The sequence below is a fragment of the Paraburkholderia sp. BL17N1 genome (assembly GCF_003634175.1).
GTDB lineage: Bacteria > Pseudomonadota > Gammaproteobacteria > Burkholderiales > Burkholderiaceae > Paraburkholderia.
In genome coordinates, this window is sequence record NZ_RBIW01000002.1 from 453800 (window position 1) to 466949 (window position 13150).

Below are 13150 nucleotides of genomic sequence, written 5' to 3' on the forward strand. Positions count from 1 at the left end.
ATGAATGGAATTCGCGTCACCTCACATGCGAACCGTGGCGGGCTAAAAAAGCTGCCGCCCACGACTTATCTTCTCACGCCATGCCAGGCCATCAATCTGACTGCAGCCGTGGTCTCTGTCACCATCGCGGCACTCGTCGGTAGTAAGCTCGCGCCCAGTCACGCGTGGGCGACGGTGCCATACGGTTGCCAGTTTGCAGTGGTTGCTATCGCCACGTACCCGGCCGCAAGTTTCATGCGCCGTCATGGCCGCAAAAAAGGGTTTCAGCTCGGCGCCATGTTTCTGATTGCCGCAGGCTGCATTGGCTATAACGCAACGACACAGAGTAGCTTTGCGCAACTGATCGTGGCGCATGGAATGCTCGGCTTGTATGTCGCTTTTGCGAACTTCTACCGCTTTGCCGCGGTTGATGGACTCGCCGCGGAGGTGCGTCCGAAGGGTTTGTCGCTAGTCGTGGCAGGCGGTATCGTTGCGGCAATTAGCGGCCCCCTTCTGTCGATGGGCCTGAAAGATGTGGATGGCTTTGCGACATTCTCGCTGTGTTATGCGTCATTTGTGCTGCTCGGGCTCGCCACCATCGCGCTGATCGCAATCTGGCGTCCGATTGAATCTCCGGCAACGGTTCAGCGCTCAGTCGAAGCCCGCAACATCGCCGCGACCGCGCCAATTACGGTTGCAATAGTCGCGTCCGCGCTAAGCTACCTCATCATGAATATGCTGATGGTTCAGGCGTCGCTTGTCATGGAATCGATGTGCGTGTCGTTCCATGCGAGTTCACTTGCAATTCAAGGGCATGTCATAGCCATGTTTGCTCCATCCCTCGTGACCGGGGCCATTCTCATCCGCGCAGGCCACCGCAACTCGCTTCTCGCCGGTTATGCATTACTAGCCTGCGCAGCTGCTTTGGGAGTCTGGGGCTCAAATCTTTGGGCATTGATCGCAGGTTTGATCATGCTCGGCGTGGGTTGGAATTTCGGCTACGTGGGCGGCGGCGCTTTGTTGGCTTGCGTGTTGACCGACAGCAATCGTCATCGGATGCAGGGCATCAACGACTCCGTCATCGCGATCTGTGCAACCGTTGGCGCTTTTTTTCCTGCCGTATTACAGGCCTTCATTGGCTGGAAAAATACGAACCTGCTGTGCCTCACTCTTTGCGCGATTGCGGCCTGCCTCACATGGATGTGCATGCGCAAAGCCGGCGCGCCGACTGCAGAGGCGCTTCCGTCATGACGCTCAATCTCATTGACAGGCGCCCTTTCGCTAGCGTCGCTACCGGACGAGGCGATGTCACAGCCACGCCGCTTCGCGAGGTTAGGCCCGGACTTCTTCTCAAGTTTGAATGCGATAATCCCGGCGGCAGCCACAAAGTGCGGGCTGCACGCTTCATCGTTCGGAGCGCGATCGCGAGCGGCGAAATCGTTCCTGGCCGAACCACCATAATCGAAAAGACCGGTGGCAACTTTGGCTTTGGACTTACCCTCGCCTGCCAGGCACACGCCATACCCGTCGAGCTTGCCGTTGGATTGGGATTCAGCGCCGTCAAACGACGCTGCCTCGAATTGTTCGGCGCCCGGCTTATCGGCTTGGACATGCTCGAACGTGGTGCGACTCCGCGCGAGGTCGTGCAATGGCACTTGGAGCATGCGGCGGAACATGGCCGCAGTTACTTCTACACCGATCAATTTCGCAACGCCGCGAGCGTCGCCGCTCACGAATTGGAAACCGGGCCGGAAATCGCCGCGCAACTCAAGGCGTGGCCGGAGGTCAGAGAAGTGACCTTTGTTTCGTGTGCTGGCACGGGCGCCAGCCTCGTCGGCATTGCAAAGGCGTTGAAACTGGCGGGTTATAGCGTCACCGTTGTCCTCGTCGAACCGCAGGGATGCGACTCGCGAAATGGCGTTTTCTTGGATCACAAGCTCGAGGGCATGTCGGTGGGCGTCGTACCGCCTTTTATCGAGTGGAACCTGACCAGTGAAATCAGAACAGTGACGTACGATGAAGTCTTGAACACGCGCAGAACCTTTGCACGCGATTCTGGGTTCCTGGTGGGCAACACTGCTGCCGCGTGCCTCACCGTGGCGAACAGTCTGGCCGCCGGCGCAACCGCTGAGCACAAGATCCTGTCAATCCTGTACGACCACGGCCTGTGGTACCTCCGGTAGACATTCGATGCGACTAGCGGCCACTAAGCTCGCTCGACACACGCAAAAAAACCGGGCCATCACGACCGGCTTTTTCCCCGCCAAGAAACACAACCCAATCAGGAGCGTTGAATAATCCGCATCTCCACCGCCGTTGAATCGACACCTGCACGCCTTTCGCGGCCAGCGCCGAACCGAGTCCTCGCCGTGACGGCAGAAGTATGGCCTACGCCACGCAGCATAGGGCTCAACGCGTTATATAAAGCCTAGCCGTGACACAGTCAGCGGCAATTACCCGACAATAGAAGCTGAGACAACCTTGCCGAACCCGTCGCTCTTCTCATCGTCCGGAGACCACGCCATGAACAAACGCCAGTTCCTGACCAGCGCCGCGCTGCTGGGCGTGACAGCTGCGCCTGCACTGGGCAGCCAGCGCGTCCGGAAAGAAGCCTGCCCGGCTTCGCCCGTCGTTCTGACGATCACCGGCGCGATCAAGCGCCACAATCGCGGCGCGCTCGATCCCGCTTTCGACCAGTTGCTCGCCAAGCATCAGGTGAAGTTCTCCGAAGCGTACGCCGTCGATTTCGCTTCGCTCGCCGGCATGCCAGCGGTGACGATCAAGCCCACCACCGAATACGATGCCCATCAGCACGCCTTGAGCGGCCCGCTGCTCACGCATGTGCTCGAGCACGTGGGCGCGCCCAGCGCGGGCAGCACGCAAATCGTCATGCACGCGGTGGACGGCTATGCAGTCGCGACGACACTCGATAAAATGCGCGCCTATCAATTCATCGTGGCGACACAAATGGACGGCAAGCCACTGCCGCTTGGCGGAGTCGGTCCGCTGTGGGCCACCTACGACGCGGATAATATCCCTGAGTTGTCGAGCAAGCCGCTCAAGGACCGTTTCGAACTGTCGCCTTGGGGCTTGTATCATCTGCAGGTAACCGAGGCTTAAAGGCTAAGGCGTGCCACCGACCTTGGCTTAACGCTCCCCAGCGATGGCAAACCCGGCACACGCGCAGCCTCAAAACAAATGATGAATCCCCCCAAGAACAACAGTCTGCCGCCCACCTGACGCAGCCCCAATACCAAGCGTATTCGCCACCGCGCCGCCGCCTGCGGTCTCGAACATCAGATCGGCGTAAAGCTGCGTCGCCTTCGACAACGAATACACATTCGCCACCGTGAACTGCGTCCAGCGACGCCCATCGAGCGTCGCGGTCCATGCGCCCGCCGCGACTTCCTCGGCGGGCGTCAAACGCAGATTGGCGCCGCCGTCGAAGCTGCGAAAGTGCTCGCTGCCGCCGTTCCAGGCGATCCGCACATCGGTGGCAAGCGCATGCAGCGTCACCCGCTCGAACCGGTACGATCCGCCGATGCCCATATCGCGCACCTGTTTTGCGTTGAAGGTCGCGCCGGGTGCGAGCGTCTGCCCTTCGAACGAAGTCAACCCGAGTCCGTTCGACAGCGGCAGCAAACGGTCGCGATACTCGGAATACGCCGCCACCAGTTTGAGCGGACCATTCGTATAGTTGGCGCCGAAGCTGATGGCCCGCCCGTTGGTGTTGCTGGCTGCCGCGCCGGGAAATCCATAGAGCGCGCCGAGCGTCAGGCCGCCATAGCTGGCGCTTTTCCATTTCACCGTGCTCGACAACTGCACGGGCAAGGTGCTGCCGAGACCATCCAGATTGCCGGGGTGAAACGCGGAAAAGTCGCCGAGTAGTTGTCCGGTCGAGACCGACCCGAGCCAGTCGAAATTCCAGTCGGTCTGACGGCCGAGCGTCACCGTACCGAAGCGCGGATCCGATAGTCCCACGTACGCCTGGCGATTAAAGAATGTCGTGCTGCTCGCGGAAGCGCCGGTCGTCGTGACGAAACCGCTCTCGAGTCTGAACACGACCGAACGGCCCGCGCCGATATCCTCCACACCCTGAAAGCCGAAGCGATCGGCCTGCATGGTGCCCTGCTCCGCGATATAAGCCGATGAGCCGTGCAGATTGCTCACATAACCGAGACCTGCGTCGAGACTGCCATACAGCGTGACACTGCTCTGCGCGAAAGCCGTCGAGGAAACAACGAGCGCAGCCGAGCCCGCGACGAGCGTCGCGAGGCAAGCGATTTTGATTTTCATGGCGTGTGGTGAAACGTTGGAAGGAAAACTGCGTAGGGCGTGGAAAGCCGAAATCAGATGGTCTGCACTTTCTCCGCCGGTGCGAGACGCCATGCGCCGAACACCAGATTGACGACGATCGCCGTGAGCGTGCCCGCAGCCATGCCGTTGCCCAGCACGATCTGTAACGAGGCGGGAAACGCCGCGTAGACATTGGGGACCAGCACCGGTATCAGTCCCATGACGAGCGCCGCGGCAAGCGTGTACTGATTGCCCCGCACGTGGAGGTCGACTTTGCCGAGCAGATTGATGCCCATCACGCCGATCATCGCGAACACGATCAGCGCCGTGCCGCCGACCACCGGCGCGGGAATCGCGTACGCAAAGCGTCCGAGCGGCACGAACAGCGCAATGAGCATCAGCATGGCACCGGCCGTCGCGGTGACGTAGCGCGAACGCACGCCCGTGGTTTGCACGACGCCGATATTTTCCGCGCTGGTGATGATGAGCGAAGTGCCGAGCAGCGCGCCGATCAATGACGCCAGCGCATCGCCGCGAATCGTGCGCGGCACGTCGCGGCGCATGTCGATCTTCCTGCCCGTGATCTCGCCGACGGCCACCGTCTGCCCCGTCGCTTCAGCCATCGAGATCACACTGAAGATCAGCATGGGCAGAGCGGCCAGCACATCGAAGCGCGGCATGCCGAACGGCAGCAGCGTCGGCAGCGTGAGGAGCGGCCCGCTCCACAGCCCATTGGCCGGCATCAAGCCCATCGCCCAGGCGGCAAAGGTGCCGGCGGCAAGACCTAGCAGCACGGCCAGCCGGCCCACCGTGCCCTTGAAGAGTCGCGCCACGACGAGTGTGGCCACGATCGTGAGCAGCGCAAGTCCCAGCGACTGGGGCCGCGCGAAGCCCGGCGTACCGGGCTGTCCGACCACGATGCCCGCATATATTTTGATCAGGCTCACCGACACGAGCACCAGCATCGTGCCTACCACCACGCGGGGAAAGAACCGCAGGCAGCGCGCGAATACCGGCAGCACGATCCAGTAGAACAGACTGGTGAGAATCGCGGCGCCGGCCGCCGTGCGCAAATCCGTTTGAGTCGCGATGACCGCGAATAGCATCGCGGGCGCGCCGCCCGGCACCATCACGAACGGCAGCCGCGCGCCGATCGATCCCGCACCGAGCGATTGCAGCAGCGTGCCCGCGCCGCACACGAAGAAGGTCGCGCCGATCAGATGCACGGTTATGTCCGATGGCAGCGACAACATGCGCGACACCAGAAACACCGCAGTGACCGGCGAGGCGGCCATCGACAGCACATGTTGCAGGCCGAACAGCACGAGTTGCCACGCGGGCAGGCGCGCGTCGACGCTATGAATGGCGGGTTCTGGATTCACGTGGCCCTCGCGGTTTGAAGTGCAATGAAACGCGGCAGTCAAGCGCGCAACCACGGCAATTGCTCGCGGCTGTAGCGGAAGGTCTGGAACACGCTGTTCAACTGGCCGGGACCGGTTTTACGCGCCGCTTCATCCGGGTATTCACCGAACCACGGAATCACGTATTCCCACACCACTTCCCCTGCCGGAGTCACTTCGAATAAGCGCCCCGTGGCCGACTCGGTAATGTGCGTATTGCCGTTCGCGAGGCGCTGCGCGTTGCCCATGAACGCGCTGTAGAACATGTTCACCATGTCGTCCGCGTATGACCACACCACTTCGCGGCTAACGGGATCGATCTCCAGCACTCGCGAGAACACCACGTGCGCGCCAGCGCGGAAATTGCCGTTGTCGAAGGTGAGAATGTTGCCGTTGGCGAGCGCCACCGGCGCATGCTGATGCGAAACCACGCTCGGTGGAATGTGCGTCTGCACAGCGCCCGTCTCACGATCGACCGCGATGATGCCCGACGTGGTGCGCAAACTCATCAGCACCTCGCCCTGTGCGTTCACGCCGAGCCCGTTCACGAGCGGCCAGTGATAGCGGCCGAAGCCGGGCGCGATGGGAAAGTCTTGCGGATTCAGATGCTCCCAGGCCTTCCATTCCCACACGAGTTCGCCCGCTCGATTCACTTCGCGAATCACGTCGCCGTACATCACCTCTTCGGGACCATGCGCGGTGCCACCCGGCACGCGATCGGCGAAACCCGCCGGCACCGGCGCGCACGCGGCATACAGCAAATTGCCGTTCGGCAGCCACTGCGCGTCGTGGTGATGCGCCGGATCTTCGTAACGCCAGACCACTTCGCCTCCCGGTGTGACTTCGTAGAAATCACCGCCATGCCACATCGACCACGGTGCGTAGCGGTCTTCCGAGTCCGCATGGTTGCCGTTGTAGCCGAGATTGCCGTTCGGGAGAATCACCGCGTGACGGCCGGGACGCACCGGCATCTGCCATTCGTGCACAACCTCGCCGCCGATATCCACGAGATACACGCGTCCGCCCGCTGTCTGCGGCGCGATCAGCGTATAGCCGCCGGCGGATAGTTTCGGGTCGTGAGCAATGAGGCCGACGCCGCGGCGGCGCTGGGTAATCTGATCGACTGTGGTGGTCACGATTCGCTCCGTTAAGATGTTGGAACAAATCTAGGCCATTCGCTGCGTCAGGAAAATCTGATTGTTCTATACGGGCCGTTCGAGAAAACTATACAGGCTAGTCATGCGTCCAATATCACAGACATTCCGCTGTTTCGACGAGGTGGTCAGGCGCGGTTCGATCCGTAAAGCGGCGGAAGCGCTGCATCTGACCGCTGCCGCGGTGCACCAGCAAATTCTCAATTTCGAGGAACAGGTCGGCTCGCCGCTGTTCGACCGCTTGCCGCGCGGCATGCAACTCACCACCGCCGGCGAGATCATCATTGCGGCGGTGCGGCGCGGCCAGCGCGATTTCGACAACGCCATGACGCAGGTGGAAGATCTGCGTTCGCTGCGGCGCGGGCATGTCAATCTGGCGGTGTCGCCGTCGTCGGCCGAGCAATTGGTGCCCGACGCGATTCAGGCCGCAATGGAACGCTATCCCGGCGTGACCTACAGCGTGCGTTCGGGCAACGGCGAAAGCATCCTGAAATGGGTGGAGACCGGCGAGGCCGACATCGGCTACGGCCTGCGCCGCAAGCCGCCGCCAGGCGTCGTGGAAGTGCGCGCGTTCGCGCAGTATCTCGGCTTGGTCACGCCGCCGGGGCATCCGCTCACGAAGCTGCAGAAACGCCCACGCCTGCGCGAATGTCTCGACTACCCGCTCATCCTGATGACGCCGGATACCGAATTACGCGCGATGGTGGACCAGATCGATCATCGCGAAAGACGCAAGGCCCGTCCTCTGGTGGAAACCAGTTCGGTCTCGATGGTGCGCCGGCTCGTGGCGGACGGGGTCGGCATCGGATTTCTGATCGCGGAGAACGTCGCGGAAGACGTGGCCGAGCGTAAGCTGGCATGGACCCCGCTCGCCGATGCCGGGGCCCAATCGTTCAGTTGTCTATATCAACGCTCGGATCTGACGAGCACCGTCGCGATGAGCATGTTCCTGCAGTTCCTCGGCCAGGCGATCGAAACGATCGAGGACCGCTTTCACACGTCGACGCAATCGGCCCGCAAGCGCGGCACGCGAATCAGGTAAGCGCGCGGTCCGTCGCGCCGAATCGCTCGACGCACGCCTGACGCACCCGCTCGACCGGCATCGACCAATCCTCGCCCGGCGCGCGGCGAAACAGCCGCAGCGTGTGCGGATACCACGGCGAATCGCTGCGATCGTGCAGCCAGCGCCAGTCGATATCTTTTTCCGGCAGCATCACCCAGCACGGCGTGCCGAGCGACGCGGCCAGATGCGCGGTGGACGTGTCCACGCAAATCACCAGGTCGAGTTGCGCGACGATCGCGGCGCTGTCCGCGAAATCCGTCACACGCGAGCCGAGGTCGAGCAGCAGTTGACCGGCGGGTGGATGGCGCGCCTCGTCTTCGCCCCATCCTTTTTGCAGGCTCACGAAGCTCACGCCCGGCACGCTCCAGAGCGGCGCCAGCATAGCGAGCGAGGGTATGGAGCGGTTCATATCGTTATGATGGTTCGCGTTGCCTCTCCATACCAGGCCGATCTTGCGGCTGGAAGGCAGCGCGTCCAGCATAGGGCGCCAATGCTCGACCAGCGCCGGCTCGGCCGCGAGACGCACGGCGCGCGGAATCGTGTCCACGCTCGTGCGCAGATGCAGCGGCGCGCTCAGCGGGCTCGTCCAGCAGTCGTAAGTGGACGCCTGTGCGCGCGCGGTATCGTGATCGAGCACGGCATCCACGCCGTCGACGCTTGCCATCAGCCGGTGCAACGACGGTGCGCACGCAAAGGCGATATGCGAGGCGCCCTGTGCCTTCAGCAAGGCGAAATAGCGGCTGAACTGGACCATGTCGCCGAGGCCGTCTTCCTGCCATACCAGCAGCGACTTGCCGGCGAGCGTGTCGCCTTGCCACTGCGGGCAGCTCAGCATCGACCTAGTCTTGTGATGGACGAAACCGGCCTGCTCGTAGCGACATTCGTAAAGACGCCAACCCTCTTCGAAGCGGCCCATGCCGAGCAGCAACACGGCCAGGCCGAATTTCGCATCGCCGTAATCGGCGCGTAAAGCAAGCGCGCGGCGATACGCGCTCTCGGCCTCGGGCCATTGCATGAGTTGCGCCCGCGCTGCGCCGAGGTTGTAATGCGCTTCCGCCAGATCGGGACGCAGGCCGAGCGCCTGCTCGAAAGCCTCGACAGCCTCCGGCAGTCGGTCGAGCCGGCGAAGCAGGCAGCCCAGGTTGTTGTGCGCATGAACGAGATCGGGCCGCAGGCGAATCGCCTCGCGGTAAGCCAGTTCGGCTTGCCAAAGACGCTCCATTTTGCACAGTGCCACGCCGAGGTTGTAGTGCGCTTCAGCGTAGCCGGGACGTTGTGCGATGGCGTCGCGATACGCCGCCTCGGCTTCGGGCAGACGTTGGAGATCGGCGAGCACGGTGCCGAGATTCAGGAGGGCTTCGGCGTAATCCGGACGAATGGCAAGGGCAAGGCGAAAAGCCAGCTCGGCTTCGGCGAGACGGAAAGCGGCCTTCAGCACGCCGCCCAGGTTGTTGAGCGCCTCCGGATACTGTGGCCGGATAGTCAGCGCCTCGCGATAGGCAAGGTCCGCTTCGGCGAGGCGGCCCAACTCCATCAGCACGTTGCCCAGATTGTTATGGGCTTCGGCGTGAACCGGCAGTCCCCGCAGCGCCTCGCGGAATGCCGCTTCCGCTTCCGGCAGGCGGCGCAGTTCGTGCAATACGATGCCGCGGTTGTAGTGGGCTTCGGGGTAGTTGGGGCGAAGCGCCAGCGCCTCGCGATACGACGCCTCCGCTTGCTCCTTGTAGCCGAGCCCGTAGAGCACGGCGCCGAGATGATTGCGGGCGTCCGCGTCGCCGGGCCGCAGCGCGACCAGTTGCCGGTACATCGCCTTGGCTGCGGACAGACGCCCGAGTGACTTGAGCAGCATGCCGAGACTGCCGTACACCTCGGCATAGCCCGGTTTGCGTTGCAGACAGCGGCGCCAATAGCTTTCCGCCTCCGCGGGACGCTGCAAGGCGAACGAACAGGCCCCGGCGATATTCAACGCGTCGGCAAGCGCGTCGTCCGGCAGCGCATCGCCGTCGATGAACGGCGTCAGCATCGACAAAGCCTCGGCGAATTGTCCGGCCGAGAACAACGAGACGGCCTGCTGGTTGATATCGTCGATCGAGGTTGCGAGCTGCGTGTGGTTCATGAGTCGTGGTCACTGGAGCCGGCGATGAGCCGGCCGGGTCGATCGCATGTGCCGCGTCCTGACCCGGCTGCCGGATTGGCGTGCCGAAGTCTCGGTGCGGCCGCGAAAGCGGAACATGTACCACGCACCTTACGTGAATCGGCGCGCCTGTAACGCGGCGAAATGAGCGGTTTTCGGCCTTCTAATCCCACGCTATAACGAGGATTACGAGCGAAAAGTCCGCGCGGCGATGTTAGAATCGCCCGCGTCTTTACGCCCAACATCATGAATCCACGCTCTCGCATTCACATGACCGCATGGCTTGGCCTGTTCGCCATGTGGCTCGTCGTGTTCGCGCCGGTCGTGAGTCAGATGTTGATGTCGAACCGTGCGCACGAGCCCATCGCCGCGCTCTGTTCGGCGTTGCAGCCGCGCGATTTCAGCGTGGTCGGCGCGGCGAGCGTGACGACCCAGGCCGCCCCGGCGCCGGTCCGTTTGAGCCATGACGACGCGTTCGGCGCGTGCGGCTACTGTCATCTGCTTCAGCACCACGTCGCCATGCCGACGGTCGCCGCGGCCGAGCCGCCGGCCGCCCTCACACTTGCCGGCACCGCGCCGCCCACGCTTTCCACTCGCTTCACGCCGCTCGGCGCCTTTCCGTCCGGCCGTCCTCGAGCCCCACCCGTCGTTTCCTGATTGCTATCGGTCCTGATCGCGCAGTCGTCGCACCCGTCGAGGGGGCGCGCGATCGTTTGTTCCATGCATCGAGGAAACACTCATGTTCAACTTCGCCCTGCGAAGACTACCCTTTTGCGCCCGCCGTGGCGCACGCCGCGTCTCGCTTCAACCGCTGCCCCGGCCGTTTTTGTCCGCCTGTCTGCCTGCCATCGTGCCGGCGTTCGTGCCGGCGTTCATCGCCTCGTCCGCTCATGCGCAGAGCGCGAGCGCCGACGCCGCGCTGCCTGCCATCAGCGTCAGCGCGAATGCCGCCGCCGCGCCGCGTGCCGTCGATCCCAACCTGCCGGCCTCGGTCGAAACCGTCACCCGCGAGCAGTTCGAGAACTGGAACGTCGTCAACACGGAAGACGTCCTGAAGTACATGCCGAACCTCGCCGTGCGCAAGCGCTTTATCGGCGATCTGAATTCGATCATCGCCGTGCGCGGCACCAGCAACACGCAAAGCGCGCGCGGTCTAGTCTATGCGGACGGTCTGCTGCTCAGCAATCTGCTCGGCAACAGCTACTCGTTTCCGCCGCGCTGGTCGATGGTATTTCCCGACGAGATCCAGCAGGTCGATGTGATCTACGGGCCGTTTTCCGCGCTCTATCCGGGCAACTCGCTCGGCGCGACCGTGCTCATCAGCACGCGCATGCCGAAACAGTTCGAAGCGAGCGCCGACGTCAAAGCCTTCACGCAGCACTTCAGCCTGTTCGGCGTGAACCAGAATTTCAACGGCAGCGAAGCCAGCGCGACGCTCGGCAACCGCATCGGCAAGTTCTCGTTTCTACTCGGTGTGAATCACCTGGAAAACACCAGCCAGCCGCTGCAATTCGCCACACTCGCCAAGTCCGGCACACCCGCCAAAGCCGGCGACACGCCGGTCACCGGCGCGTACTTCTACAACAACCAGACCAACACGCCGACGGCAGTGCTCGGCGTGAACGGTGAAGGGATCGAACACACGGTGCAGGACCAGTTCAAGCTGAAGATGCAGTACGACTTCACGCCGACACTGCAGGCCGGCTTCACGCTCGGCTATTGGCATCAGACCTACAACAGCCAGACCTCGAGCTTTCTGCGCGATGCGAACGGCAACGCGGTGTACAGCGGCAAGGTCGCGATCGACGGCTACGAATACACGATTCCCACCGCCGCATTCGCGCCGAGTCTCGGCCATAGCGAGAACTGGCTCTATGGCGTGTCGCTGAAAACGCGCAATGCGACCGGCTGGAATGGCGAAGCGATCGCTTCGTACTACGACGTCGGCAACAGCGTGGCGCGCACCGCGAATTCCGGCGCGCCGGGCAACGGTCCGGGCACCGTGATCTTCGGCGACGGCGCCGGCTGGAAAACGCTCGATCTGCGCAGCACCTACACGCCCGCGACGAATCAGGCCGGACTCGCGAATCACGCGCTGAGCTTCGGCTATCACTACGACAACTACTTCGTCGACAACGAAAGCTACAACACGCTGAACTGGCGCGACGGCGCAGCCACCTCGTTCGCCAATGCGTTCGCCGGCAAGACGCAGACTCAGGCGCTCTACGCGCAGGACGCCTGGCGCTTTCTGCCGCGCTGGAAGCTCGTCTACGGCGTGCGCTACGAAGACTGGCAGGCCTATGGCGGTTCGCAGTCGCTGGGCGGCACGACGCTGCCGTATAGCGACGCAAGCCAGCAGCATTTCTCGCCGAAAGCCTCCTTGTCGTTCGACGTCACCGACGATCTGACCTTGCGCGCGTCCATCGGCCGCGCCTATCGGTTTCCGACAGTGAGCGAGCTGTTTCAAGGGCAGATCAACGGCTCCGCGATCGTCAACAACAATCCGAACCTGAAGCCCGAAGACGATCTCTCGAAGGAACTGACCGCCGAATGGGCGCACTGGAACGGCTTGTTCCGCTTCTCGCTGTTTCAGGACGACGTGAAGAACACAATCTTCAGCCAGACCGATACGACCGTGATTCCGAACGTGACGAACTTTCAGAACATCGGCAAGGTCCGCTCGCGCGGCGTCGAAACGAGCTATTCGGGAGAGAACGTGCTGGTGCGCGGCCTGGACCTGCTGGCAAGCGTGGCCTACACGCAGTCGAAGATCATCGCCAACGCGCAGAACCCGGCCACGGTCGGCAAGTACTTCTACCGGATCCCGCTGTGGCGCGCGGATCTCGCCGCGACGTATCACTTCGACGAACGCGCGGCGCTCACGCTCGCTGCGCGCTATTCGGGCCGTCAGTACAACACGCTCACCAACACCGACACGAATCCGGACGTGTTCGGCGGCACCAGTTCGTACACGGTGGCCGACGCGAAATTCACCTACAAGCCGACCAGGCTGAGTGAAATCGGCATCGGCGTCGACAACCTGTTCGATGCCCGCTACTTCGTCTATCACCCGTATCCCGGCCGCACGTTCTATCTGGAAGCGAAGCTGCGCATGTGAGCGCGC

At 62.8% G+C, this 13150-nt stretch carries 10 protein-coding genes; 6 read left to right on the forward strand and 4 right to left on the reverse strand.

Features of this window, described 5'->3' with window-relative positions; all coding sequences use genetic code 11:
* The 3 genes from B0G82_RS21880 to B0G82_RS21890 all read left to right on the forward strand — a co-directional run bounded on the left by B0G82_RS21880 (position 1) and on the right by B0G82_RS21890 (position 3099).
* A complete protein-coding gene (locus B0G82_RS21880) occupies positions 1-1230 on the forward strand; it encodes an MFS transporter (RefSeq protein ID WP_121309015.1) in 1230 nt (409 codons plus the stop codon).
* Positions 1227-2162: a pyridoxal-phosphate dependent enzyme gene (locus B0G82_RS21885; protein ID WP_121309016.1), complete on the forward strand. Its 936-nt coding sequence runs from the start codon at positions 1227-1229 to the stop codon at positions 2160-2162. Before B0G82_RS21880 ends, B0G82_RS21885 begins: the two co-directional genes overlap by 4 nt.
* A 340-nt stretch (positions 2163-2502) precedes the next feature.
* The gene (locus B0G82_RS21890) at positions 2503-3099 is read left to right on the forward strand and encodes a molybdopterin-dependent oxidoreductase (protein WP_116145536.1); all 597 of its coding nucleotides are present in this window, start codon (positions 2503-2505) and stop codon (positions 3097-3099) included.
* Positions 3100-3168: 69 nt separating this feature from the next.
* Here the strand turns inward: B0G82_RS21890 and B0G82_RS21895 are convergent, their stop codons facing one another.
* From B0G82_RS21895 to B0G82_RS21905, 3 genes are read right to left on the reverse strand one after another with little or no spacing between them, the layout of a single operon-like run.
* Complete coding sequence (locus tag B0G82_RS21895) at positions 3169-4275, reverse strand: porin (protein WP_121309017.1); 1107 nt, start codon at positions 4273-4275, stop codon at positions 3169-3171.
* A gap of 53 nt (positions 4276-4328) precedes the next feature.
* A complete protein-coding gene (locus B0G82_RS21900; RefSeq protein WP_199730156.1) occupies positions 4329-5657 on the reverse strand; it encodes a uracil-xanthine permease family protein in 1329 nt (442 codons plus the stop codon).
* Positions 5658-5695: 38 nt separating this feature from the next.
* Positions 5696-6811 (reverse strand): aryl-sulfate sulfotransferase, encoded by a 1116-nt coding sequence (locus B0G82_RS21905; protein WP_116145540.1) that lies wholly within the window; start codon positions 6809-6811, stop codon positions 5696-5698.
* A 103-nt stretch (positions 6812-6914) separates the two neighbouring features.
* Here B0G82_RS21905 and B0G82_RS21910 point away from each other — a divergent pair, with 103 nt between their 5' ends.
* Complete coding sequence (locus tag B0G82_RS21910) at positions 6915-7871, forward strand: LysR family transcriptional regulator (protein ID WP_121309018.1); 957 nt, start codon at positions 6915-6917, stop codon at positions 7869-7871.
* Here B0G82_RS21910 and B0G82_RS21915 read toward each other — a convergent pair.
* Positions 7864-10008 carry a tetratricopeptide repeat protein gene (locus tag B0G82_RS21915; protein ID WP_121309019.1) on the reverse strand — a complete coding sequence of 715 codons (2145 nt, stop codon included), beginning with the start codon at positions 10006-10008 and terminating at the stop codon, positions 7864-7866. The two genes, B0G82_RS21910 and B0G82_RS21915, sit on opposite strands and share 8 nt — an antisense overlap.
* A gap of 264 nt (positions 10009-10272) precedes the next feature.
* Between B0G82_RS21915 and B0G82_RS21920 the strand changes: the two genes are divergently transcribed.
* Positions 10273-10683 (forward strand): DUF2946 domain-containing protein, encoded by a 411-nt coding sequence (locus tag B0G82_RS21920; protein ID WP_116145546.1) that lies wholly within the window; start codon positions 10273-10275, stop codon positions 10681-10683.
* 82 nt (positions 10684-10765) lie between these two features.
* Positions 10766-13144, forward strand: coding sequence for a TonB-dependent receptor (locus tag B0G82_RS21925; RefSeq protein WP_121309020.1), 2379 nt, complete (start codon positions 10766-10768; stop codon positions 13142-13144).
* Positions 13145-13150 lie beyond the last annotated feature (6 nt).

Coding starts and splice junctions, on each gene's coding strand:
- B0G82_RS21880 (WP_121309015.1), top strand. CDS start 1: ATGAATGGAATTCGCGTCACCTCACATGCGAACCGTGGCGGGCTAAAA.
- B0G82_RS21885 (WP_121309016.1), top strand. CDS start 1,227: ATGACGCTCAATCTCATTGACAGGCGCCCTTTCGCTAGCGTCGCTACC.
- B0G82_RS21890 (WP_116145536.1), top strand. CDS start 2,503: ATGAACAAACGCCAGTTCCTGACCAGCGCCGCGCTGCTGGGCGTGACA.
- B0G82_RS21895 (WP_121309017.1), bottom strand. CDS start 4,275: ATGAAAATCAAAATCGCTTGCCTCGCGACGCTCGTCGCGGGCTCGGCT.
- B0G82_RS21910 (WP_121309018.1), top strand. CDS start 6,915: ATGCGTCCAATATCACAGACATTCCGCTGTTTCGACGAGGTGGTCAGG.
- B0G82_RS21915 (WP_121309019.1), bottom strand. CDS start 10,008: ATGAACCACACGCAGCTCGCAACCTCGATCGACGATATCAACCAGCAG.
- B0G82_RS21920 (WP_116145546.1), top strand. CDS start 10,273: ATGAATCCACGCTCTCGCATTCACATGACCGCATGGCTTGGCCTGTTC.
- B0G82_RS21925 (WP_121309020.1), top strand. CDS start 10,766: ATGTTCAACTTCGCCCTGCGAAGACTACCCTTTTGCGCCCGCCGTGGC.